Origin of the sequence: uncultured Gemmiger sp. (genome assembly GCF_934561205.1) — a bacterium.
Classification (GTDB): Bacteria; Bacillota; Clostridia; order Oscillospirales; family Ruminococcaceae; genus Gemmiger.
On record NZ_CAKTFU010000018.1, the window covers coordinates 1 to 21,787 of the forward strand.

Consider the following 21,787-nt stretch of genomic DNA (forward strand, 5'->3'; position numbering starts at 1 on the left):
TTGGTTCGGAATAGTGTAGTGCTGGCGGTCTATCTCTTGTTTTCGGTTGCTTGCTTCCTTACCGTACATGAGCATTCTGAGCGGGATTATATCGAATCAGAAGAATACACACTGTTTTTTGATGCGTGGTCAGAGCTGCCTGCCTCAGCGCAGAAATTACTGACATCTATCGGCGTAACCCCTGCAAAAACCATGCTGTATCCGTGGTTCAGCCACAAGACCTATGGCCATCCCGGAGCCGATTTGTCGCCCGCCGATTACCCGATTTTGTCAGATATTCTGGGGAATCTTTTCATGCAATATCGCAGCGTTCTGGAACAGGGGCTGAAGGTAGATTTTGCTGCCGGGCAGGCATTGATACGCGTTTATGACGCTAAGGCGGATTTGTGGTATAATTTCGCATCCAAAATAGATTTTGCGCCTAAAGCACCGGGTTCTATCACCATGCGGGATGATTCACCAAAGCTGGCTGCCTTGCGCAAATGCCCGATGAGCGCAAAGATTGCCCGTGTCGAGTTTGATTTCGGATGGGATGCAGAGCCTGTTGCTGACGAAGAAGATAAAACACCCTACTACAGAATGTATGTGCTGTTTGCCGACCGTGTATCGGGCAAGCAACTGACCTACTATTCCTGTCATCCGGATGATATTGTGGATGCCGCTTTTACCGCATGGGCGGAATTGATCCAACAATACGGAAGACCTCAAACACTTTATTTATCCAGACCTGCGGCAGTTGGTCTTTTTCAGGATTTTGCAGACAAACTTTCCGTAAAAGTCAAAATTGTGAAGCGTTTACCTGCTGTACAACGTTTGTTCCGACAGGATGGTATTGTCTAGCGCCCCGTTTGTAAACCTTTTTGAGAAAAGCAGATCATCTGCATTTTGACCACCATTTGACCACTACTGTGCAGTAGCACTATAAAACGCCGGAAAAGCCTGTTGTGACAACCAACAATAGGATTTTTCCTGTTTTGGGCTCCACTGTGCAGAGCTAACAAAATTTACGTTTTATCGTCTGTCTGCACCGCATTGTCGTAGTTCTCCGACCCGGAAGGCCAGAGGTTCGAATCCTCCCGGTCGCACCAAGAGCAGCACCTTATGGGGTGCTGCTCTCAGGCTGTCGAAAGACCTTATTTGACCTTATGCACCCTTTGCGACTTTTCGGTTGTTTTGTAGGGAACGGTCTTGACCGTTCCGTGCTGCCTTGCCAAAAGCACGACGTAACGAGAAAACCGCGCGCCATTCGGCGCGATTTTATGCGCTGCGCGCGGCCAGATGTGCGGATGGGTCAAGACCCATCCCTACAAATCTTCCGGTAACAGGCTTTTTCTACAAGCTAAGAGCAGCACCTTATGGGGTGTTGCTCTTTTTGTTTTGCACGGATTTTATGGGGCAGTAAAAGAAGGGATTCGAACAGCCCGTGCCCCGCGCTTTGCGTCCCGTGGGGCAGAAACGCCCCGGTGGGGCGTTTCCAGGGCGCGGCTCGGCGAATTCCTTCGGTCGCACCAAACAATGAAAATCCGAACCTTTTCTCGATAGGAGAAGGGTTCGGATTTTTTGTTTTCTTCGGGAAGCAGAACGAAGGTGCTTTTCCAACCGCTGTGTGTCCAAAACCTTATCAGAAGAAAAACCGTGTAACGAAAGTCACAACTGTAAAGGTGCCGTAAGGCGGAAAGGACTCAAACATGAAGTATGATGCAAGAGCCTGCAAATTCAACATGGACACCGGCTGCGTGGAGCTGCTGCTCCAGGATGGGAGAATGATCTCCATTGACTGCACTGGGGTCGAGGATGAATTGGACGTGACCATGGCGCAGAGGACGGAACCGGACTACCTCATCTACAACGATCCGCTGGGCTATGCCGATTTGATTCTGAATGGCGATCCGAAGGAATATTTGAAGAATGTGGCTGGGAGCCATGGGCTGGAGGATTAGAAAAATATCATCTGCTCTTTGCGGCAGACGGTAGAGATGAAAATTGCATGAGTTGAGTTTGGGCGATGTGCTTTATAGCGAAGCACATCGCCTTTAGTTTTTCTTTCGGGTGGCGATGTCCTGAAAGCAAAAATAGTCCGGCTGATGCCGGGACTGGGTGTACTCAAACAGCAGGCCCGATGCGTTGAACGTCTGGTTTACAACAACGGCAACGCAGTCGTAGCTGTCCATATCCAGCAGCTTTTCATCGCGGGCGGTGGCATGCTCGACCGTGATGCGGCGCTTGCTCGTAATAATTTGCATCCCCAGCGTATTCTCAATATAATCGTAAATAGAGTTGGCGGCAATCTGCGGTGTCAGGCCGGGCACGAACTCCTTTAAAAAGTAGTTGACGTCCAGAATCAGCGCCTTGCCGTCGAGATACCGCACGCGCTCGATGCTCCACAGCTCATCCCCGACGGAAAAACCGCTTTTGGCGGCAAAACGCTCATCGGCGATGAGGGTCTCAAACTTCGTTACCTTCGTCACAGCGCGCAGACGGTTGCGGCGGGCGGTCTCCTGAAAGGTCTCTATTGCACCGATGGTAAACGTCGTTTTGCCCACCGGCTGGTAGATGACCCGCACGCCGCGCCCCTGCATGGTCTGCACATAGCCGTCGGCTGCCAGCTCCGCCAATGCGCGTCGAACTGTGTTGCGGGAGCAGGCGTATTCCTCTATTAAGGTATTCTCGCTGGGCAGCAGCGATTGATAGGGGTAGTCCTGCGCCTCGATGCGTTTTTTGATGCTGTGATAAATGCCCTCATATTTTGCCTTTGGCATAGTGTGTACCTCGCAACTTGTTCAAACATTTACTTTAGTATACCGTCTTTTCGGCTAAATTTCAAGTGGGTAACTTGTGAGCAGTGCCGAAAATAGGCGTATTGCACTGCTTTTTTGCAAAAGCATATTGACTTGTATGAACAAGTCTGGTATTCTGTGGCTGTAAGGAGAGCTTGTATGAACAAGTTCGAAGATGCCCGCTCTACCGGGCAAAAGGAGGAAAACAATATGGGTAAATACGAACAGGACGCGCGGCTGCTGCTTGAGTACGTCGGCGGCAAAGAGAACATTGCAGCGGTATCTCACTGCGTATCGCGTATGCGATTTGTCCTCAACGATCCCGCCAAGGCGGACGTTGCCAAGATCGAAGCACTGAAATCCGCCAAGGGCACTTTCACCCAGGCGGGCCAGTTCCAGGTCATCATCGGCAACACGGTCAACGATTTCTACAATGATTTCATTGCGGTCTCCGGCATCGACGGTGTCTCCAAGGAGGCTGTCAAGAGCGCGGCCAAGCAGAACCAGAACGCCCTGCAAAAAGTTATGACCGTGCTGGCCGAGATCTTCGCCCCGCTGATCCCTGCCATCATTACGGGCGGTCTGATTTTGGGCTTCCGCAACTGCATCGACAGCCTCTATCTCTTCAATAACGGCACTCAGACCTTGTGCGATATCAGCCAGTTCTGGTCGGGCGTGGACAGCTTCCTCTGGCTGATCGGCGAGGCCGTTTTCCACATGCTGCCGGTCTGCATCTGCTGGTCCGTCACCAAAAAGATGGGCACGACCCAGAGCCTGGGCATCGTCCTCGGCCTGACGCTTGTTTCCGGCCAGCTGCTGAACGCCTACGCCGTCGCATCCACAGCAGCGGCTGATATCCCCAAGTGGGATTTCGGCTTCTTCACCATCAACATGATCGGCTACCAGGCACAGGTTATCCCTGCCATGCTGGCCGCGTTCACGCTGGTGTATCTGGAAAAATTCTTCCGCAAGATCTGCCCGCCGGTCATCTCGATGATCGTTGTACCGTTCTGCTCGCTGGTCTTGTCCGTCATCATCGCTCATACCATCCTTGGACCCATCGGCTGGAAGATCGGCTCCGTCATCTCTGATGTTGTCTACGCTGGCATTTCCGGCTCCTTCCGCGTGGTCTTTGGCGCAATCTTCGGTTTTGTTTATGCTCCGCTGGTCATCACCGGCCTGCATCACATGTCCAACGCCATCGATATGCAGCTGATCGCCGACTTCGGCGGCACGATGCTGTGGCCGATGATTGCTCTGTCCAACATTGCGCAGGGTTCTGCCGTCCTTGGCATGATTTACTTACAGCGCAAAAATGCTGACGCCCAGGAGGTCAACGTACCCTCCTGCATCTCCTGCTACCTTGGCGTTACCGAGCCCGCTATGTTCGGCGTCAACCTCAAATTCCACTTCCCGTTCATCTGCGGCATGATCGGCTCGGCCGTCGCGGCAGCTGTCTGCGTGGCTACTTCCACCACGGCCAACGCCATCGGCGTCGGCGGCATCCCCGGCATTCTGTCCATCCAGCCTGCCTATATGCTCAGCTTTGCGCTGTGCATGGTCATTGCCATCGTTGTGCCCTTTGTGCTGACCGTCAGCGTCGGCAAAAAGAAAGGCATTTCCTGATTTTGTGAGGTGTGTACCATGAACGATTTTAAAGATAAAGTTGTCTACCAAATTTACCCGAAATCCTTCATGGACTCGAACGGTGACGGTTTCGGTGATTTGAAAGGCGTCACTGCCAAGCTGGATTATCTCGCCGACCTGGGCGTTGACTATCTCTGGCTGACGCCGTTCTTCCCCTCGCCCCAGCGCGACAACGGCTATGATGTGGCCGACTACCGTGCCGTCGACCCGCGCTACGGCACGATGGAGGATCTGGAGGAGCTTATCCGCGAGGCGGACAGGCGCGGCATCGGCCTGATGCTGGACATGGTGTTCAACCACACCTCCACCGAGCATGAGTGGTTCAAAAAAGCACTGGCGGGCGACAAAAAGTACCAGGACTATTACATCTTCAAGGACGGCACGCCTGACCGTTACCCGACGAACTGGGTGTCGAAATTCGGCGGCCCTGCGTGGGAATATGTACCATGGCTCGGCAAGTGGTATCTGCACCTGTACGATGTCATGCAAGCCGACCTGAACTGGGAGAACCCCGCCGTGCGGGAGGAAATGGCCGACATCCTGCGCTTCTGGAAGGCGAAAGGCATCAAGGGTTTCCGTTTCGACGTCATCAACGTCATCTCCAAGCCGGAATTTTACGAGAATGACTACGAGGGCGACGGCCGCCGCTTCTACACCGATGGCCGCAACGTCCACAAGTACCTGAAGGAGCTGGTCGCCGCGGGCGGCATCGACGGCATGATCACGGTGGGGGAGATGTCCTCCACCACGCTGGAAAACTGCATCGGCTACACCGCTGAGGGCAACCACGAGCTGACGATGTGCTTCAATTTCCACCACCTGAAGGTCGACTACAAGGACGGCCAGAAGTGGGAGCTGATGCCGCCTGACTACCTTGCCATGAAAAAACTGTTCCAGACCTGGCAGGAGGGGATGCAGGCCCACGGCGGCTGGAATGCGCTGTTCTGGTGCAACCACGACCAGCCCCGTGCGGTCAGCCGCTTTGGCAGCGACACGACCTACTGGAAGGAAAGCGCCGAGATGCTGGCGGCAGCGATCCATTTTATGCGCGGCACCCCCTACATTTATCAGGGCGAAGAACTGGGCATGACGAACCCGCACTTCACATCCATTGACCAGTACCGTGATGTGGAAAGCCGCAACTACTATAAAATTCTGCGCCAGCAGGACAAGTCCGAGGAAGAAACGCTGGACATCATTGCACAGCGCAGCCGGGATGATTGCCGCACCCCGATGCAGTGGGACGCGAGCGAGAACGCCGGGTTTACCACCGGTACGCCGTGGATCGGCATTGCCGACAACTACAAGGCCATCAACGCCGCTGCTGAGGTGGATGACCCAGATTCTGTGCGCAGCTTTTACAAAACGCTGGTGCATCTGCGCAAGACCCACAAGGTCATCAGCGAGGGCAAGATCGAGTTTCTTTACCCGGACAATGCCGATTTGTTGGCTTACCGCCGCTATGGTGCCGAAGATGGGGAAGAACTGCTGGTGCTGTGCAACCTGACTGAGCATGACGCACCTTACACCCTGCCAGAGGGCTGGGCAGACGCAGATAAGCTGCTGGGAAACTATCCTGACAGAAACGATGCCCTGCGTCCGTATGAGTGCCTGATCCTAACAAAGGCCTAAGATTTATTTCTCAAGTTTTTTCTCAAAACAAAAACAGGGTGCGCCCTGAATGGACGCACCCTGAAAATCCACAGACAAGAGCGATATGTACAACAGAGCGTTCCCCCGTCGGGAACGCTCTGTTTCTCTTTGCTGGGGGTGTGATGAGCCTGCTCTGCCTGCCATGCAGCAAATTCTCTCTGGCCTTCCTCGCTGTTCCAGCAGGCAAGGATGGCCGGGTAGAATGCCCGTACCAGACGGTCGATGACTTCATCGGGGTAAGGGGAAGTGTTTGTGGACTTTTTCTTTTTGTTCAAACGCACGCTCCTTTGATCGTCCCACCGTGGCAAAGTCGGGCGAGAAAATCAAAGTTCCAATTTCATATCAGGCGCAAGGGCGCGGATGCTTTCCGCCCTGCACTTGCTGTTCGGGGATTGATTGACGGCTTACAAGTGCCTGCCGTTATGCGGTCTTTTCAGTTTCTTCAAGGGTTTCTGTGAGAATCTGTTCCATGCAGGCTTCCGGTTCATTCAGATAGAGGGCCGGTCGCTGCATGGCAAAACGGAGAACTTTCTGCTTTTCCGGGTCAGAGAGATAGCTCTGATTGTTCTTAAGCACTCGTTTCCATGTGTTCTTCCTCATTTGTTTGCACGGTTCAGCTTGATTTTTCTCATAGTCCAATCGCCTTTCCCAATTTCTCCTGTGCCTTGCGCTTGTTCTTATCAAACGCGTGGGCGTAAATATCCAGCGTTGTACTTGCCTGTGCATGACCCAATAGACTAGCCACCGTGCGCACGTCCACACCCTGTGCAATCAGCAAGCTGGCATTGGTGTGGCGCAAGCTAACTCGTTTTAAGGCAACACCCCCGCACGGTCTGCAAAAGCCGTGTGGGGGTGCTTTGTCATTTAGGTATACAGCGGGAACATCATCGGCAGCACAAGGATGGACATAACACAGAGCAGCGCCGCCAAGGGTGTGCCGCATTTTAAGTAGTCCTTCAGCTTATATCCGCCCGGCTCGATGATCATGATCTGGCAGGGCGCGGCCATCGGGGTCATAATGGAAATGCAGCTGGCGGTGATAACCCCCACCACGGCAGCGCGCGGGTCAAGCCCCATCTTAAGGCAGGCAGATGTGACGAGAGGAATAAAAATCGTCAGCGTGGCAAGGTTCGACATGACCTGCGTCAGCACGAACGGCACAAGGAAGAATACCGCCATGATCAAGTAGGTATTCGTCGTACCGCCCAGGATTTTGATCATCCAGTCCGCCACAACGTCGCCGGCGCCTGTTTTCTGGATGGCATCGGACAGCGCCAGCACACCCGCAAACAGGAAGATCGTCGGCTGGTGGATGGACGCCAGCGCCTCCTTCTCGCTCAGCACGCCCGTCAGCACGAGCAGCACTGCGCCAAGGCAGGCGGTCAGGTACATTTTGATGCCGATGACATTTTCCAGCAGCATCAGGGCAATCGTTGCCAGAACGATGATCATAGCCAGCTTTTGCTTGGCGGGGCTGATTTTTTCGCTGCCGGTCTGCCCCGATGCACCATCCGAGAATTTCCCGTTCGGAATATCGGGCATGAGCTTGTGGCCGACAAAGGTCATGTACAAAATCGCTGTTGCCAGCATCGGGATGCGCGCCACGGTAAAATCCCAGACGTGCAGCGGGTTGGGCGCACCGGCTTTCATCATAACGTCGTTCCACGCCATATTGCTGGCGCCCTGCCCCATAAAGGTCATCTGGGTGGCAATGTTGGCGCACGCCATCGCCGGGTACAGCAGCTTGCTGCGGCTGGTGCCGATGTCGTTGGCAATGCCCACCAGCAGCGGGATCATAATGGCTGCCGTTGCCGTGGCGCTGGTGATGGCACCCAAAAACGCCGCCGCTGCGCAGGACAGAAAAATCAGCATCCGCTGGTTGTCCTTGCAGCGCACAACAAGGCTCTGCGCCTTGTCAATGAGGACGGTTTTCGTCAGCCCTGCACCAATGACAAACATCGCCACAAACATAACGACGTTCGTGTTGATAAACCCGCCGAACGCCTCGGCAGGGGTCATTACGCCCGTTAAAATCAGCGCCAGAATGATGCCGGACGAGATGACGGCAAACGGGATTTTGCCGCTGACAAACGCAAGGATCGTTGCCAGCAGAATGAGCAGAGTGATCTCCAATGGGGTCATAGAATTCCTCCCGGAAAGACAAAGGGACGCCCCGCACGAATGCGAAGCGCCCCTTTGTGCGTTGTTTATGGCTGTATAGAGAAATGGTGAATGGCTTATTTGATGAAGCTGACGTGCTTGCAGATCTCCTCGATGGCAGCGTCTTTCTTCTTGTTGAAGTCGACCTTGTTCTTCTCGAACAGGTTGTCGCCGTTGGCGTCGATGGAAACGATCAGCGGACCAAACTCCTTGACCTTGCAGCACCAGAGCGTTTCGGGCATACCCAGCTCGTCCCAGTGATGCTCGGCAATGCGCTGTACCTCGGTGGCGGCGACAACGGCGCAGCCGGCGGGGAACACGCAGTGGATGGCGCCGAACTCCTTGCAGGCGCGCTCGGTGTTGGGGCCCATGCCGCCCTTGCCCACGATGACGCGGACACCGGTGTGCTGGGTGAACTCATACTCGAACTTCTCCATGCGCATCGAGGTGGTGGGACCGACAGAAACCATCTCGTAGGCATCGTCCTGGCCCTGAATGGGGCGGACAATGGGACCTGCGTGGAAGATGGCCTTGTTGCGGATGTCGTAGGGCAGCTCACGACCGCCCTCGACCAGGCGGCGGTGCGCCACGTCACGGCAGGTCATAAGATCGCCGTCGAGATACACGATGTCACCAATTTTGATGTCAGCCAGATCTTCGGCGCTGACAGGCGTGACCAAAACCTTTTTACCGTCTCTGATTTCTACCATTACAGTTGCACCCCCGAATGAGTCGTTACAGTTGCGTTCAAGTCTTTGTCAAATACAACGTGACCGCGGCGGTGGCTCCAGCAGCCAACGTTGACGGCAACGCCGATGGTGGACGGATGGCGGGCGGTGTTCTCGATATGCACACCCATGACGGAGTTCTTACCGCTCATGCCCTGAGGTCCCAGACCGATGGAGTTGATGCCGTCCTCCAGCAGCTTCTCCATCTCGGCAGCGCGCGGGTTGGGGTTGTGGCTGCCCAAGGGGCGCATCAGCGCCTTCTTGGAGAGCAGCGCGGCGGTTTCCACGCTGGTAGCCACGCCGACACCGACGAGCAGCGGGGGGCAGGCGTTCAGACCGTAGCTGGTCATCTGGTCCAGAACGAACTTGGTCACGCCCTCGTAGCCCATGCCCGGCATCAGCACCATCGCCTTGCCCGGCAGCGTGCAGCCGCCGCCTGCCATGTAGGTGTAGATCTCGCAGTGGTCGTCATCGGGCACGATGTCCCAGAAAACGGTGGGCGTGCCCTTGCCGACGTTGCGCTTGGTGTTCACTTCGTCGAAGGTTTCCACGCTGTTGTGGCGCAGGGGCGCGGCGAAGGTAGCGCGGACGACGGCCTCCTTCAGCAGAGCCTCCAGCTCACCCATCAGCGGGAAGTTGACGCCGCACTTTACCCAGAACTGCAGCACACCGGTGTCCTGGCAGCAGGGGCGGTTCAGGTCAACCGCCAGCTTCTGGTTGCGCGCCATCGTGTCATAGATGGCGGTTGCCAGCGGGGTGGTTTCCTGCCGGCGCAGCTCCTGCAGCTTAGCCTCGACATCGTCGGGCAGCTTCTTGCCGACATAGGCGACGAATTTCGCCATCTTGTCGGTCATGAGTTCAACACTTTGCTCTTTGGTCATGATTGGATGCCTCCTATGTAAATTTCAAATGTTTGTTTGTGGAATCATGCGGGGAAGAACGGATACGCTACCGGCAGGATCACCATGCAGATGATAAAGCTGACGAGGATCAGCGGCAGACCTGCCTTGACGTAGTCGGTAAATTTGTAGCCGCCAATACCGACGACCATCGTGTTGGCGGGCATACCGATCGGCGTTGCGTAGGCACAGCTGCCTGCAATGACCGTGGCAATGACCACCGCGCGGGGGTCTGCGCCCAGGCCCTGCGCCAGCGACACCGCGATGGGAACCATCAGCGCCGTGGTGGCGGTGTTGGACATAAAGTTGGTCATTGTGCAGGTGATGACAAAGATGACGACCAGCAGGATCAGCGGGTGGACTTCGTTGCCCATAGCGCCGATCAGCGTATCCGCAATCAGGCTGCCCGCGCCGGTATGTTCCAGCGCCGTTGCCAGTGCCAGCGAACCGCCAAAAAGGAACACGGTCTTGAGGTCGATGGACTTCAGTGCCTCTTTTTCGCTGATGACACCGGTCAGGATCAGAATGATGGCGCCAACCGATGCGGAAACCTGCAGCTTGATGCCGATCTGCTTTTCAAACACCATCGCAAGAATGGCGATGACCAGCACAGCCAGCGACATATACTGCTTCCACTTGGGAACGTCGGAGTAATCTTTGACAGCGAACTGGTCGTCCTCCAGCGATGCCGCGCCGCTGTTTTTGGGCAGCAGCTTGTAGCCGAACAGGGCGAAGTAGAGGATGCCCGCCAGGAGCATAGGACCGCCGACGATCAGGTACTCAAAAAAGCTCGTTTCGATGCCCAGCTCGTTCAGGGCGCTGACGCCCATCAGGTTGCCCGGCGCACCGATGATGGAGATGTTGCCGCCCAGTGCCGCCGCAAAAACCAGCGGCATCAGCAGGTGGCTGCGGCTGTAACCGCTCTCGGCTGCAATGCCGACTACCACAGGAATGAGTACGGCCGCGCTGCCCGTGTTGGACAGGAACCCGGACATAAGACCGGTGATGACCATGATGGCGATGATGAGCTGACGCTCCGATTTGGCGAACTTGGTGACCAGACCGCCGATTTTGTTGGCCATACCGGTTTCAAACAGCGCCTGCCCAACCACAAACATGGCCACGCAGAGGATGACATTGGAATCGACGTACCCGGCGAACGCCTGTTTGGGTTCAAGGACGCCGGTCACGCACAGACCCACGGAAACGATCGTGGCTGTCAGGCCCAGAGGAATCTTTTCCAGCACGAACATAATGACTGCGAATGCCAGAAAGCAGAGGGTGATAACTGTGGGACTCACTGGATGTTGCCTCCTTTTTGTTTTGATATTTAATATTGTATCCAATTCGTGGGGAAATCTATCACCCGGATAGGCCCATGTCCGGGTTTTCACGGGGCGGTCGTTCCGGCTGCCCCGATGGATACGCGGTTTGCGGCAGCAAGGAGAGGAGGTCTGCCGCAAACCTATCTGTGAAACGCCGAGAGTGATAATTGATTTATGATATTGTATCCAATCGACAACCAGAGAATACACCCAATGACCGAAAATGTCAATAGGGTGTTTTGAAGTTTGTAGAAACTGCAAATTTTGTGGCAGCTGATTTGTGCAGAGTGAACAATGCAAGCGCACTTTACACCCTTGTAGTAGCGTGGTAATTCTAAAGCTTTACTTTTCGTTTTAATGGGCTGGTAGGGGCGGGGCACGCCCCGCCCGCGACCATATACTATAATGAATAGAATGGGTTGGCTTGTAGGCACGGCTACTATGCCGCCCGCCGCAGCCGTCCCGACAATGCGATATAACGCGTAAACCGCACGGGACGCATATATGCGTCCCCCAGGCTGTCGAAAAACCTTATTTGACCTTATGCACCCTTTGCAACCTTTCGGTTGGTTTGTAGGGAACGGTCTCGACCGTTCCGTGCTGCCTTGCCAAAAGCACGACACAGCGAGAAAACCGCGCGCCCTTCGGCGCGATTTTATGCGCTGCGCGCGGCCAGATGCGCGGATGGGTCAAGACCCATCCCTACAAATGTCCCGGAAACGGACTTTTTCTACAAGCTGCGGGACGCATATATGCGTCCCCTACAAACCTGCCGAAAAAGGTGAAGCTTTAATTTTAACAGACTAGTAAGGGCGAACATCCGGTTTTCCTTACGCCGTCAATCACTCCGCCTTCAAATGCGTCAGCACATTCTCCAAGCTGCGCAGGATGTGGGATTCCATCAAATTGCCCGCCAGCACCTCATCGCGGGCTTTCAGCGCGTCCAGAATCTTGTAATGCTCGTTCATACTGATTTCAGCGTAGTGCTCCTGCGTGACCTTGTGACCCATGGACAGACCGTTCCACAGACTCGACAGCAGTTCTTTCATGGCGTCGTTGTCGGCTGCAGTCCAGATCGCCATGTGGAACGCCTGGTTCTGCGCGCTGTAGCCCGCGCTGTCATTCTGCGCCAGCGCGGACGCTGCCTGTATGTAGGCCAGCTTGATGGGGTCAATGTCTGCCTTTTTGCGGCATACCAATACCACGGCGGCGCGTTCCAGCGCAGCGCGGGTCTCGTAGTGGTCGCGCAGGCGCTTCTCGTTCATGCCCAGCACGATGGCGCCGCGGTTGGGGCGCAGCTCGATCAGTCCCTCCCGCGCCAGCATCTGGAATGCCTCGCGGATCGGCGTAGACGACACGCCCAGCTGGGCGGCGGTGCCCTTCAGGGTCAGTTCTTCGCCCTCGGCAAACTGGTGACTTAAAATAGCTTCCCGCAGTGCCGCCGCCACACGGTCGCGGGCGGGCAGCATCTGGATGGGATTCAATGGCGCAAGGCTCATACGACAAGCTCCTTTGCGGTCTGTTCGGTCAGATCATCATAGTAACGGCGGATGTGCGGCGCGGTATCCTGCCCCGCCGTGAATGCCTCGGCAATGGCGCGGTTGCGCTCGGTCAGTGCGGCGGGTTCAGCCGCCCCCAGCGCCTGCGCGGCGTCCAACAGCCCTTGCCGTTGGGTAAAAAAGCGTTGATACAGCGTCGGATTGTTCAGTACCTCGGCGGCTGCCAAATGGAACTCCGCATCACATGCCGGGTCGGGCAGCCCCTTTTCCCGCAGGGCGGTGTCTGCCAGCGCGAACAACTCGCACTCCATAGCCGCCAGCACGGCAAAGCTCTGCCGCAGACGCGCGGCGGTCACCCCCACCACCCGCACATGGCGGTTGGGCAGGCGCTCCAGCAGCCCCTCGTTTTGCAGCTGCTGCATCGCCTCGCGCACCGGCAACCGGCTGATACCCAGCTGCGCGGCAATATCCTCCTGCCGCAGCTCGGCACCATCCGGCAGTTCACCCGCGTATATTTCCCGCCGCAGCGCCGCGGCAGCTTGGTCCTTTAAGGAAACAAGAGAAACACTTTTCATCAAGCGCCTCCATATTTGTTGTTTGTTAATATTGTATACAAAATCATCCGTTGCGTCAAGTGGCAAGGATCGTATTCTATGTTTCTGCTTTTATGCCCCTCCATGCCTGACCACCATTTGACCACTACTGTGCATGGGATTTTCCCTGTACAGCAGCGCATTTTTTAGGGAGCGATGGCCTCCGCGTAGGGCGACCATGCGTAGTTCAGGCAGTAGGCGGTGTAACTTGCGGCGGGCACGCGGATACGGCAGAACACGGGCGCGCCGTCGAGCAGGGCCTGCCCCACGGAAAGCCGCGCGGGGTCCGGCTGGGTCAGCGTGATTTCCTGCAGCGCAGAGCATTGGGCGAAAAGTCCATCCGAGAGCGCCGTGACATTTTGCTGTATCGTCAGTTTTTCCAGCATACCGCATCCCGCAAACGTATCTGGGGTCAGCGCCGTCACAGGTCGGCCGTCCACCTCTCCCGGAACCGTCAAGGTGCGGCGACTACGTCCCGCCGCATTGACGACAAGACGGCTGCTTTCCCATGTAAAATACGCAGCATCGCTGTTATCTGCGGCTTTTGTGTCGGTCTGCATCCGATGCGCGGGCATGGCGGGCAGCGCGATTTCCGTTACCGAGGTATCCCCCAGCATTGCTTTCAGGTCGCGGATAAACTGCCGCGTGAACACAGTCTTACCGTCGGCGTTCAGATGGAAATTTGTATCGTAAAACCACCCGGCATCCATCACACAGGTGTGCGGATCACCCGCCAACAGAGCGGTGATCTGCGTCTGCAAAAAGTCCGCGTAGGCGTCTATATTGTCGGCGTTTTCCACTGCGGCGGCGTTCATCGGCGGGAAGTGGTAGTAGACCGTCGCGCCGATTTTTTCAGCTTTCGCCGTGTAGTCGTTCAATGCGGCGCAGAAATCGGCGTCCGGCATCGCATTGTCAAAGCGTATCGGCATCGTCGGGTCGTAGCCATCGGGCATCGTATTGGCGCTGCATAGCGGGTTTACCACATCGCCCGCCGTGTTGAAAGAACTGCAGCGGTACACGCCGTCGGGTTCCGGCGCACCCGTCAAAAAATAACGAAACTTCGTCCCCGCAAACTGCGGAAACGCCCCCAGCATGGGGCCGAAATCCCGTGCGTGCAGGCAGCCCAGCGCCGAGAAATCGCCGTCGACAGCCTGCCAGAGAGACTCAACGCCGATGGTATCGGAAAGCGCCTGGCGCTGCTGCTCCGGCATGACGACAACAAGGTCTCCCGGTCGCAGTTCATCTATGGACAAATCGAGCATGACCCGCGTGCCGAGTGCTGCGTACAGGCCAAAATTAACGGGCTGATAGTCAGGCAGTTCCCGGCTCAGCAGGGCGCTGTCAACGCCGAACGCAACCGCGCTGCCGCCCACAAGAATAAGACGCGGTTTATCACTTTCCGCGGCCAGCAGGGCACGCTTGGCGGGCAGTTCCCCCACAAACGTGTTGCCGTACTGCGCGGGCAGGGCAAAGCCCCACACCGCCAAAATCAGCGGTATGGCGAGGAAAACACCAAGCATAACTGCAATAAGTTTCTTCATGGTTTCGTCAGAATTGGAAGTAGATAAAGGCGTTGGCAGTCCCCGTGTGCAGCGCGGCGAACCACGCGGCTGCGGCGGCCAGCGTCAGCAGGCAGAACGCCAGTACCCCGCGCGGGGTCGGCGTTTCGGACGGTATCTCCGGCAGCAGCCGCAGGCAGAGTGCGCCAAGAGCCAGCTGCAGCGCGGGTTCCATACCCAAAGACAGGACGGTGGTGCGCAGATCGGCAAGTGTCCAGCCAAACAGAAGGCGGGAAAACAGCGTCAACGCGTCGGAAACAGACGCCGCGCGGAAGAACACCCATGCTGCACAGACAAGTGCAAATGTGCGGAGGCGATTGGGTCGCCCGCCTTTAGACGCCAACATCTTTTCCATGATCAGCAGCCCCCCATGCACCGCACCCCACACTGCATAGTGCAGGGCTGCACCATGCCACAGGCCGCTGAGGAGAAAGACGACCATCGTATTCGCAGCCCACCGCAGCACACTGCAGCGGGAGCCGCCCAGCGGGATATAGACGTAGTCCGTAAACCACCGCGTCAGGCTGACGTGCCAGCGGTGCCAGAAATCCCGCAGCGAATCCGCACAGTAGGGGTGGTCAAAGTTGCGGCTGAGCCGCACGCCCAGCAAGGCAGCAGCCCCGACGGCAATGTCGGAATAGCCGGAAAAGTCCCAGTAGATCTGCCATGCAAACAGCACGGTCACCAGCACGACAGCGGGGCCGATGGCCTGCGACGGGTCGGCGTAGACGGCATCCACAAAGACGGCGGCGGTGTCGGCCAGCAGCAGCTTTTTGGCAAAGCCGCGCACCATCCAAAGCCAGCCGCCTGTATCCATGCGGCGCTCCGGGTCATGCAGCTGCGGCAAAAGAATGGTGCTGCGCTCAATCGGGCCCGCCACAAGCTGTGGGAAAAAGCTGACAAAGAGGGCGTAGTATCCCAAATGGCGCTCCGGTTTCAGCCGCCTGCGGTAGACGTCGATGACGTAGCCAAGCGTCTGGAATGTGTAAAATGAGATGCCCGCGGGCAGCAAAAGGGACGTTCCTGCGCCGAAAAGCCCTGCGTATTTAAACACGCCGAGGCAGCCAAGGCACAAAAGCACCGCACAGACCAGCCAGCACTTTTTGACGAGTGCGTGTTCACTTTTGGCAATGCCCAGTGCCGCAGCGTAGGTTCCCAAGGTAATGCCCGCCAGCAGCGGCAGTGCCTGCGGGCTGCCCACGGCGTAAAAGCCCAGGCTTGCGGCCAGCAGCAACACCCAACGTGCTTGCGGCGGCAGCACCCAATGCAGTGCCAGCACAAACGGAAACGCAAGCACAAAAGCGGGAGCGGTGAAATTCATAAGCGCCCCCCTTTCGGCCACAGGGCCGCGGCGCAGGGAACCAGCAGGCAGAGCAGCATTGTGCGGGTGGGCACATCCAGTACCAGCGCTGCCAAAACCACGGCAGCACCCGAAGCCATGCCAAGTGCTGCAGCCCATGCCCAGCGATGGGACGCCAGTGCCAGCACTGTGGTCAGTGCGGCCAGAATATAGACAGCCGTCATGGTATGACCCCCTCGTTTTGCAGTTGGTTTGTCAGCGCATCGATGACCTGTGCCGTGCGCAGGGCCACCCCGTTTGTAGACAGATGATTGTCGGTGCCGTAGAAATACCGCCCGGGCATCAGGGAATCCTGCAGCGGCGTCAAGAACGCAACATCCAGATTTTCTCGAAAATACGCATCCAGCGCGGCCACAGCCTCCGGCGTGGAATCCGCCGAAACGGCGCGGCTGTTGCGCGGGCTGTAGGTCAGGTACACCCGCACACCGTCCGCTGCAAAGCGGTCAAACTCGGCGTTGGCAGGGGCTATATATGTGTCATACGGGAAAGACGCTGTCGTGTAGTCCACAGGCAGACCGTAAATCGGTGTGTCATCGGCGGCATCGGGGCGGTACAGGATATAGTCACCGTACTCGTTGTAGCTTGGCGTGTCGACGGCATTTCCGTCCTCGTCCAAATCGGACGGCGAGACGGCATAGCTGCGCGGTGCCATGCCTGCGCGGGTCTGCAAATAGGTGTCGAACGCCGAAAATACACCGCTGTACTGCCGTAAATCCAGCTGAGCGGCAAGGTCATAGTTGGCTTCGACCATGCAGAAAAATTTATCGTCAAAGGCATTCGTCGTGCAGAACTGGCGCTTGGCGGCGTCGAATTCGGGCGAGAGCAGCAGCAAATCGCCGCTTCGCATCTGTGCGCGAATCAACTCGAGCTGTGGCAGGGCGTTCGTGTAGGCGAACACCCCCATATTCACGACCTCATAATGGGGCAGGGCCGTGTCCAGCGCAGCGCTGTCATACCCGAACCGCGCCGAGGAGCCGGAGAACAGCACAAGCTTCTGCGTATCGGTCAACGAGAGCAAGCGGTCGTACTTATCGGCGAACGTCGCGTAGTAGCTGCCGCTGTAGACGGGCGCAGTCGCAGCGTTGATGTGCAATGTTTGCAGGTTTGTGCAATCTTCAAATGTGTAATCGCTGATCTGCTGCAGGTTGTCAAACAGGGTCACACTCTCTGCGGCGCAGCCGCTGAAGGCCCCGGACTGCACGCGGCGCAAAGTATCCGGGAAGATGACCGTTTTACAGGGCGCATCGGCAAAGGCCCCCGCCGCAATTTCCACGACAGGTGCGCCGCCCAGCGTATCGGGGATGACAAGCGCTTCTCCCCCGCCCTGCCAGCCCGTTATGGTTGCGGCGCCGTTTTCGACCGTGTAGGTAAACTCTGCGGCGTCGTTTTGGGCGGCCCACTGCGCGTAAAGCCGCGCGCCGGGTTCGGTGCGGCTGCCAAGTCCGACGGCTTGACCGCTGCCGTCCGGGGCGGTGTTCCAGCCCGTCAGCGTGTAGCCGGGGCGGGTAAACAGCGCACCGTCGATGGCGGTGTTCAGCCGCAGATGGCTGGGGGTGACGGGTACCGTGACCCAGCCGCCGCCGCAGTTGTCCTTATAATACAGCGCAGTATCGCTCTTTTCCGCGGTCACTGCCACGGCAACGGAGTAGCGGACATCGGGCAGTGTCAAGGTGTACGCCGCGCCGGTGTGGGTAAGCGATGCACCGGCGTAGTCTGTCCCTGTCAGGGTATAGCCGTCGGTCGGGGTCAGGGTGAAGGTCACACTCTGCCCCGGGGTAACGGCTGCGGTCTGGGTCTGCGCTGTAAACGCAGGCGAAGATTCCAAAACGATGCGGCATTGCGCCGCGGGCTTGGCAGCGGCAGGCGCACAGGACGTCAGCAGCACAGCGGTCAACAGCAGAGAAAACAAGCGGCGCAAAGAAAAGTCACATCCTTTCGTAACTACATACGATTCTACAGAAAATACCCCGGAGAGCAAGTCCCCGGGGTCGGATGAGGAAAAGGCTGTCACGATGAAGTGACGCGGGAATGTCTGGGGGATTACTCCTTCGTCACGTTGGTGAAGGCGGCGATGATGTTCAGCACCACGGCAATCAGCAGCGCGGCCGTGCCGTAGATGGCGCTGGACAGGTCAGCCATCGTCTGGGCGTTGTTCGTAAAGGTCATGATCGAGGCGATGGTGTTGACGCGGGGGCTGATGAACTGCACGGCAGCCACGACCAGCGTGATACCGGCAACGACGCTCATCGCATCGGCGGCGATGGTCAGTTTCTTGTCCAGCACGACGCGCAGCACCAGTGCAAGGATGGCGATGACGGCGCAGCCGATGACAACCGGGCTGGTGCCGATCTTGCGGAAGGAATCCGTCCCGGCGTTGATCAGGGTGAACACAAGACCCACCACACCGGCAACGGCGGTCAAAAGCGACAGGATCAGACCTGCGCCCTTTTTATTCGTAGAACTCATGGTTTGCACTCCTTTACTGCTTCTTGGATTTGCGGTCATTCAGCACATACATGGCGGCAGCCAGCACGGTCAGGGCGGCAAAGACGACCTGCACGGCAACGAGGGCGTTGTCATACCAGGTGCGCACGCTGACGAGCTTGGTGTTGGAAGCCATGCCGTCCAGCGCGTTGGAGTTTGCCAGCGCGTAGGCCTGCCACGTCATAGCCTGCTTGATGGCGCTCATCAGCTCGGTGTCCTGACCAACGTTCTCGGTGGTCCAGTAGGCAAACTTTTCGCTGACAGCGGCCATCGTGTTCTCACCGGTGAAGGTGGTCATCGTGCCGCCGTTGAGGGCATACTCCTTCAGCACGGCGTAGTTGGGGTTCATGATGAAGTCCTGGCTCTCCAGCCCCTTGAAGCCCCACTCGCCGCGCAGAATGTTCTTGAGCAGACCGGTGTGGGCGTTGGCGGCGGTGATGCCGACGCGGTTGAAGGCGGTCATGACGCCCAGAGCGCCGGCATCCTCGATGGCAGCCTGGGTGCCGCGCAGCTCGTTTTCACGAGCCTGCTGCTCGGTCATAAAGACGGAAACGCCGGTACGGTTGATCTCGGTATCGTTGAAGGCAAGATGCTTGGGGGCGATGATAACGCCGTACTCCTTGCCGCCGCTGATAAAGGCAACGGCCTGACCGGCGGTAAGGACGGCATCCTCGGAATAATACTCATGGTTGCGGGAGTTATAGGGGGAGCGGTGCAGGTTGGTGCCGCAGCCCCAGAAGATGGTCAGGTTGCTCCACAGGCTGTAGTTGCCGCAGATCTTGCCGTACTCGTTGGCGAGGTCTTTGTTGAAGGTCTGGGCAATGACGGTTTCGTTGACCATTGTGCCGAACTTGTATGCGAGGTTGGGGTCGTTGGCATCGACGGCGCAGGGGTCGGTGCCGGCTTTGTCGGTGTTGGCGTACTGACCGAGAGGATAGCTGTAGATGCCGTTGGGGCCATCGTTCTGGATGGTTTCGGGGCTCATGATAGACTCGATGGCCTTGGTGGAGGTGCCGCCCAGACCCAGACGGATCATGCCCTCCTCCAGGGTGAGCTGATCCATCAGCATACTCCAGCGCTCATCATCCAGGTCCGTGACGCCCTTCAGGTCAGCCAGCGTCAGACCGTTGTCGGCACCGAAGGTGACGGTGGACGGATCGCCGTTGGCGTTGATCTCATAGATGTCATTGTCCAGAATGTCGATCATCTCATCGGAGGCGGTCAGATTCTTATAGGTCTTGGGGAAGGTACCCTCCCAGTCAGAGCGGGTCATGTAGGTAGCAGTGCCGGGCAGCCAGCTGTTGATGTCCATGTCGGCCAGCTGGTTCTCAACGGCGGTGCCGTTCTTGGTGGTGGCAAAGGTCGTGCCGTCAAAGGAATCGAGCGTCCAGCTCTTAGCCTTGTCGGCGCTGCCGTCCACACTCTGACCCTCGGCGGCCAGAACGTTGTTCACGGCCTCGTGTGCGCCGTTGCCGATGGTGAACCAGTAGTCACCGGCATCGAGAATGTAGCAGCCCTTGGTACCGGCCGCGTTGTCAGCGGTGGAATCCCAGCTGGCCATATTCTGCATATCTGCGGTGATGGTCACAGTCTCGGAGGCACCGGGCGCAAGCTCGGCGGTCTTGCCGTAGTCCAGCAGCTGGATGGCAGCCTTCTCAACACCGTGTTCCTTGTCATAGTCGGTGTAGGGCAGGCTGACATAGAGCTGCACAACATCCTTGCCGGCTACGCTGCCGGTGTTGGTGACGGTGACCTTGGCGGTGACGGTCTCGCTGCCGAGGTCAACGTTCAACGAATCGAGGGTCTGCTCAAAGGTAGTGTAGCTCAGACCATAGCCGAACGGATAGGTGACCTCATTGTCATAGTTCCATGCGCTGCCGGTGGAGGAACCGACGGTGGAGGCGGCATTGCCCTGCCCCATGACGGTGTCAAAATAGCGGGTCTCGTAGTATTTGTAGCCGATGTAGATGTTCTCCGCCTCGACAATGGCATCGTTCATGCTGATGTCAGGGTTGGCGTTGGCCCACTGCAGGTCGCCGTAGTTCTGGGCGCTGGGGGCGTTGGCGTTCTTGACGGCATAGGTATCGGTCAGATGGCCGGAGGGGCTGACCGCACCGGAGAGAATGTCAGCTACACCGTAGAAGCCGTAACCGCCGGGCAGGCCGACCTGCAGGATGGCGTCAACACCGTCATTGTCCTCGATCTCCTGCACCTCCATGGCGCTGGCGTTGTTCAGCAGCACAACGACCTTGCCGCCGTTGGTCGCCTTGGCGTCGACGGCAGCCTGAATCAGGTCGCGCTCGTCATCGGACAGACCCAGCGGGTCGGTCTGGTTCAGGTTCTGGGTCGGGTCAACACCGGCGGTGCCGGGGTTGTAGCTGCCGTTTTCGGAGGCAGAGCGGGCAATCGTGACGATCATGACATTGTTGTCATTCATGCTGTCCTTCCAGCCGGCATCCTGACCGTCCATGGCAGCCTGGCTCGGCTCCTTGCTGGAGAAAACGCCGGTGGTGGAAGGTGCGGTGATGTGGTTGTACTCCACAGTGCCGCCCCAGCTCTGGACCTCGGATTTGTAGATTGGCTTGAGGGCCTCGTACATATCGGCCACAGTCTGGTTCAGACCAAAGCCCTTGGCCTTAAAGGCACCGACCATATCGACTGTATCGGCATCCGTGCCGGTGTTTGCAACATAGCTGGAGCCCATGTCGCCGCCTTGAACGGGATAGTAGCTCGAGAAGCCAAGCAGTGTGATTTTCTGGGTCTCATCCTTCGTCAGCGGCAGGGCACCGTTGTTCTTCAGCAGGACGCTGCCCTCTTCGCTCATCCGCTCGCCCACGTCCTGAATGCCGTGCAGCAGCTCGGTAGTGGAGGTGTAGTCGGATTTGAAGGTATACAGGTCCGTGCCGTCGGAGTTCTCGGTCACGAGCTTGGTGCTCTTGGTGCCCAGGAACTTATCGATATCGGTGCGGAAGCCATCCACGACGGTCGAGGCGCAGACACTGAGTGCCAGCAGCGACGCCGTGGCTGTGGTCACGCCGCGCCAGACGCGGCGGCCGGAATTTTTCTTACTCATGGTTTTCCTCCTTGTGTATCCTTGTGTATA

The 21,787-nt window shown here is 57.4% G+C and carries 19 protein-coding genes and 1 pseudogene; 4 read left to right on the forward strand and 16 right to left on the reverse strand.

Going from position 1 to position 21,787, the window contains the following annotated elements:
* Positions 1 to 840, forward strand: a pseudogene (locus tag Q0I19_RS10110) (hypothetical protein); the annotation flags it as partial.
* Between the two features lie 848 nt (positions 841 to 1,688).
* Complete coding sequence (locus tag Q0I19_RS10115) at positions 1,689 to 1,940, forward strand: DUF6061 family protein (RefSeq protein WP_294761745.1); 252 nt, start codon at positions 1,689 to 1,691, stop codon at positions 1,938 to 1,940.
* 93 nt (positions 1,941 to 2,033) lie between these two features.
* Here the strand turns inward: Q0I19_RS10115 and treR are convergent, their stop codons facing one another.
* Positions 2,034 to 2,759, reverse strand: coding sequence for a trehalose operon repressor (gene treR, locus Q0I19_RS10120; RefSeq protein ID WP_294761746.1), 726 nt, complete (start codon positions 2,757 to 2,759; stop codon positions 2,034 to 2,036).
* 228 nt (positions 2,760 to 2,987) lie between these two features.
* On the opposite strand from treR, the gene treP reads away from it, so the two are divergent.
* Together treP and treC are read left to right on the forward strand one after the other, a co-directional pair.
* Positions 2,988 to 4,403: a PTS system trehalose-specific EIIBC component gene (treP, locus tag Q0I19_RS10125; protein WP_366012792.1), complete on the forward strand. Its 1,416-nt coding sequence runs from the start codon at positions 2,988 to 2,990 to the stop codon at positions 4,401 to 4,403.
* Between the two features lie 18 nt (positions 4,404 to 4,421).
* Positions 4,422 to 6,056 (forward strand): alpha,alpha-phosphotrehalase, encoded by a 1,635-nt coding sequence (gene treC, locus Q0I19_RS10130; RefSeq protein ID WP_296023698.1) that lies wholly within the window; start codon positions 4,422 to 4,424, stop codon positions 6,054 to 6,056.
* Here the strand turns inward: treC and Q0I19_RS10135 are convergent.
* The 15 genes from Q0I19_RS10135 to Q0I19_RS10205 form a co-directional block, all read right to left on the reverse strand.
* Positions 6,053 to 6,352: a transposase gene (locus Q0I19_RS10135; protein ID WP_294760270.1), complete on the reverse strand. Its 300-nt coding sequence runs from the start codon at positions 6,350 to 6,352 to the stop codon at positions 6,053 to 6,055. The genes treC and Q0I19_RS10135 overlap by 4 nt on opposite strands.
* Positions 6,353 to 6,497: 145 nt before the next feature.
* Entirely contained in the window at positions 6,498 to 6,716 is a 219-nt protein-coding gene (locus tag Q0I19_RS10140) for a hypothetical protein (RefSeq protein ID WP_294760272.1), read from the reverse strand.
* Entirely contained in the window at positions 6,706 to 6,876 is a 171-nt protein-coding gene (locus Q0I19_RS10145) for a tyrosine-type recombinase/integrase (RefSeq protein WP_294760274.1), read from the reverse strand. The genes Q0I19_RS10140 and Q0I19_RS10145 overlap by 11 nt, the downstream gene beginning before the upstream one ends.
* A gap of 65 nt (positions 6,877 to 6,941) precedes the next feature.
* Positions 6,942 to 8,219, reverse strand: a complete 1,278-nt coding sequence (locus Q0I19_RS10150) for an SLC13 family permease (RefSeq protein WP_294760276.1) — start codon at positions 8,217 to 8,219, stop codon at positions 6,942 to 6,944.
* A 95-nt stretch (positions 8,220 to 8,314) separates the two neighbouring features.
* The gene (ttdB, locus tag Q0I19_RS10155; protein ID WP_215691275.1) at positions 8,315 to 8,947 is read right to left on the reverse strand and encodes a L(+)-tartrate dehydratase subunit beta; all 633 of its coding nucleotides are present in this window, start codon (positions 8,945 to 8,947) and stop codon (positions 8,315 to 8,317) included.
* Positions 8,947 to 9,846, reverse strand: coding sequence for a L(+)-tartrate dehydratase subunit alpha (ttdA, locus tag Q0I19_RS10160; RefSeq protein ID WP_294760278.1), 900 nt, complete (start codon positions 9,844 to 9,846; stop codon positions 8,947 to 8,949). The genes ttdB and ttdA overlap by 1 nt, the downstream gene beginning before the upstream one ends.
* Positions 9,847 to 9,890: 44 nt before the next feature.
* On the reverse strand, positions 9,891 to 11,165 hold the full coding sequence (locus Q0I19_RS10165) for an SLC13 family permease (RefSeq protein ID WP_294760279.1): 1,275 nt from the start codon (positions 11,163 to 11,165) through the stop codon (positions 9,891 to 9,893).
* A gap of 866 nt (positions 11,166 to 12,031) precedes the next feature.
* On the reverse strand, positions 12,032 to 12,688 hold the full coding sequence (locus Q0I19_RS10170; RefSeq protein WP_294760280.1) for a GntR family transcriptional regulator: 657 nt from the start codon (positions 12,686 to 12,688) through the stop codon (positions 12,032 to 12,034).
* The gene (locus Q0I19_RS10175) at positions 12,685 to 13,263 is read right to left on the reverse strand and encodes a GntR family transcriptional regulator (protein ID WP_294760281.1); all 579 of its coding nucleotides are present in this window, start codon (positions 13,261 to 13,263) and stop codon (positions 12,685 to 12,687) included. Before Q0I19_RS10175 ends, Q0I19_RS10170 begins: the two co-directional genes overlap by 4 nt.
* A gap of 164 nt (positions 13,264 to 13,427) precedes the next feature.
* The gene (locus Q0I19_RS10180; protein ID WP_296023702.1) at positions 13,428 to 14,801 is read right to left on the reverse strand and encodes a hypothetical protein; all 1,374 of its coding nucleotides are present in this window, start codon (positions 14,799 to 14,801) and stop codon (positions 13,428 to 13,430) included.
* Positions 14,802 to 14,829: 28 nt separating this feature from the next.
* On the reverse strand, positions 14,830 to 16,161 hold the full coding sequence (locus tag Q0I19_RS10185) for an MBOAT family O-acyltransferase (RefSeq protein WP_294760283.1): 1,332 nt from the start codon (positions 16,159 to 16,161) through the stop codon (positions 14,830 to 14,832).
* Positions 16,158 to 16,364 carry a hypothetical protein gene (locus Q0I19_RS10190; RefSeq protein ID WP_294760285.1) on the reverse strand — a complete coding sequence of 69 codons (207 nt, stop codon included), beginning with the start codon at positions 16,362 to 16,364 and terminating at the stop codon, positions 16,158 to 16,160. Before Q0I19_RS10190 ends, Q0I19_RS10185 begins: the two co-directional genes overlap by 4 nt.
* Positions 16,361 to 18,118 carry a leucine-rich repeat domain-containing protein gene (locus Q0I19_RS10195; protein WP_294760286.1) on the reverse strand — a complete coding sequence of 586 codons (1,758 nt, stop codon included), beginning with the start codon at positions 18,116 to 18,118 and terminating at the stop codon, positions 16,361 to 16,363. The genes Q0I19_RS10190 and Q0I19_RS10195 overlap by 4 nt, the downstream gene beginning before the upstream one ends.
* 122 nt (positions 18,119 to 18,240) lie before the next feature.
* Positions 18,241 to 18,666: a hypothetical protein gene (locus Q0I19_RS10200; protein ID WP_294760287.1), complete on the reverse strand. Its 426-nt coding sequence runs from the start codon at positions 18,664 to 18,666 to the stop codon at positions 18,241 to 18,243.
* Positions 18,667 to 18,679: 13 nt separating this feature from the next.
* Positions 18,680 to 21,757 (reverse strand): glycoside hydrolase family 3 C-terminal domain-containing protein, encoded by a 3,078-nt coding sequence (locus Q0I19_RS10205; RefSeq protein WP_294760288.1) that lies wholly within the window; start codon positions 21,755 to 21,757, stop codon positions 18,680 to 18,682.
* Positions 21,758 to 21,787: the final 30 nt, after the last annotated feature.

Coding starts and splice junctions, on each gene's coding strand:
- Q0I19_RS10115 (WP_294761745.1), top strand. CDS start 1,689: ATGAAGTATGATGCAAGAGCCTGCAAATTCAACATGGACACCGGCTGC.
- treR (WP_294761746.1), bottom strand. CDS start 2,759: ATGCCAAAGGCAAAATATGAGGGCATTTATCACAGCATCAAAAAACGC.
- treP (WP_366012792.1), top strand. CDS start 2,988: ATGGGTAAATACGAACAGGACGCGCGGCTGCTGCTTGAGTACGTCGGC.
- treC (WP_296023698.1), top strand. CDS start 4,422: ATGAACGATTTTAAAGATAAAGTTGTCTACCAAATTTACCCGAAATCC.
- Q0I19_RS10150 (WP_294760276.1), bottom strand. CDS start 8,219: ATGACCCCATTGGAGATCACTCTGCTCATTCTGCTGGCAACGATCCTT.
- ttdB (WP_215691275.1), bottom strand. CDS start 8,947: ATGGTAGAAATCAGAGACGGTAAAAAGGTTTTGGTCACGCCTGTCAGC.
- ttdA (WP_294760278.1), bottom strand. CDS start 9,846: ATGACCAAAGAGCAAAGTGTTGAACTCATGACCGACAAGATGGCGAAA.
- Q0I19_RS10170 (WP_294760280.1), bottom strand. CDS start 12,688: ATGAGCCTTGCGCCATTGAATCCCATCCAGATGCTGCCCGCCCGCGAC.
- Q0I19_RS10175 (WP_294760281.1), bottom strand. CDS start 13,263: ATGAAAAGTGTTTCTCTTGTTTCCTTAAAGGACCAAGCTGCCGCGGCG.
- Q0I19_RS10180 (WP_296023702.1), bottom strand. CDS start 14,801: ATGCTTGGTGTTTTCCTCGCCATACCGCTGATTTTGGCGGTGTGGGGC.
- Q0I19_RS10185 (WP_294760283.1), bottom strand. CDS start 16,161: ATGAATTTCACCGCTCCCGCTTTTGTGCTTGCGTTTCCGTTTGTGCTG.
- Q0I19_RS10190 (WP_294760285.1), bottom strand. CDS start 16,364: ATGACGGCTGTCTATATTCTGGCCGCACTGACCACAGTGCTGGCACTG.
- Q0I19_RS10200 (WP_294760287.1), bottom strand. CDS start 18,666: ATGAGTTCTACGAATAAAAAGGGCGCAGGTCTGATCCTGTCGCTTTTG.
- Q0I19_RS10205 (WP_294760288.1), bottom strand. CDS start 21,757: ATGAGTAAGAAAAATTCCGGCCGCCGCGTCTGGCGCGGCGTGACCACA.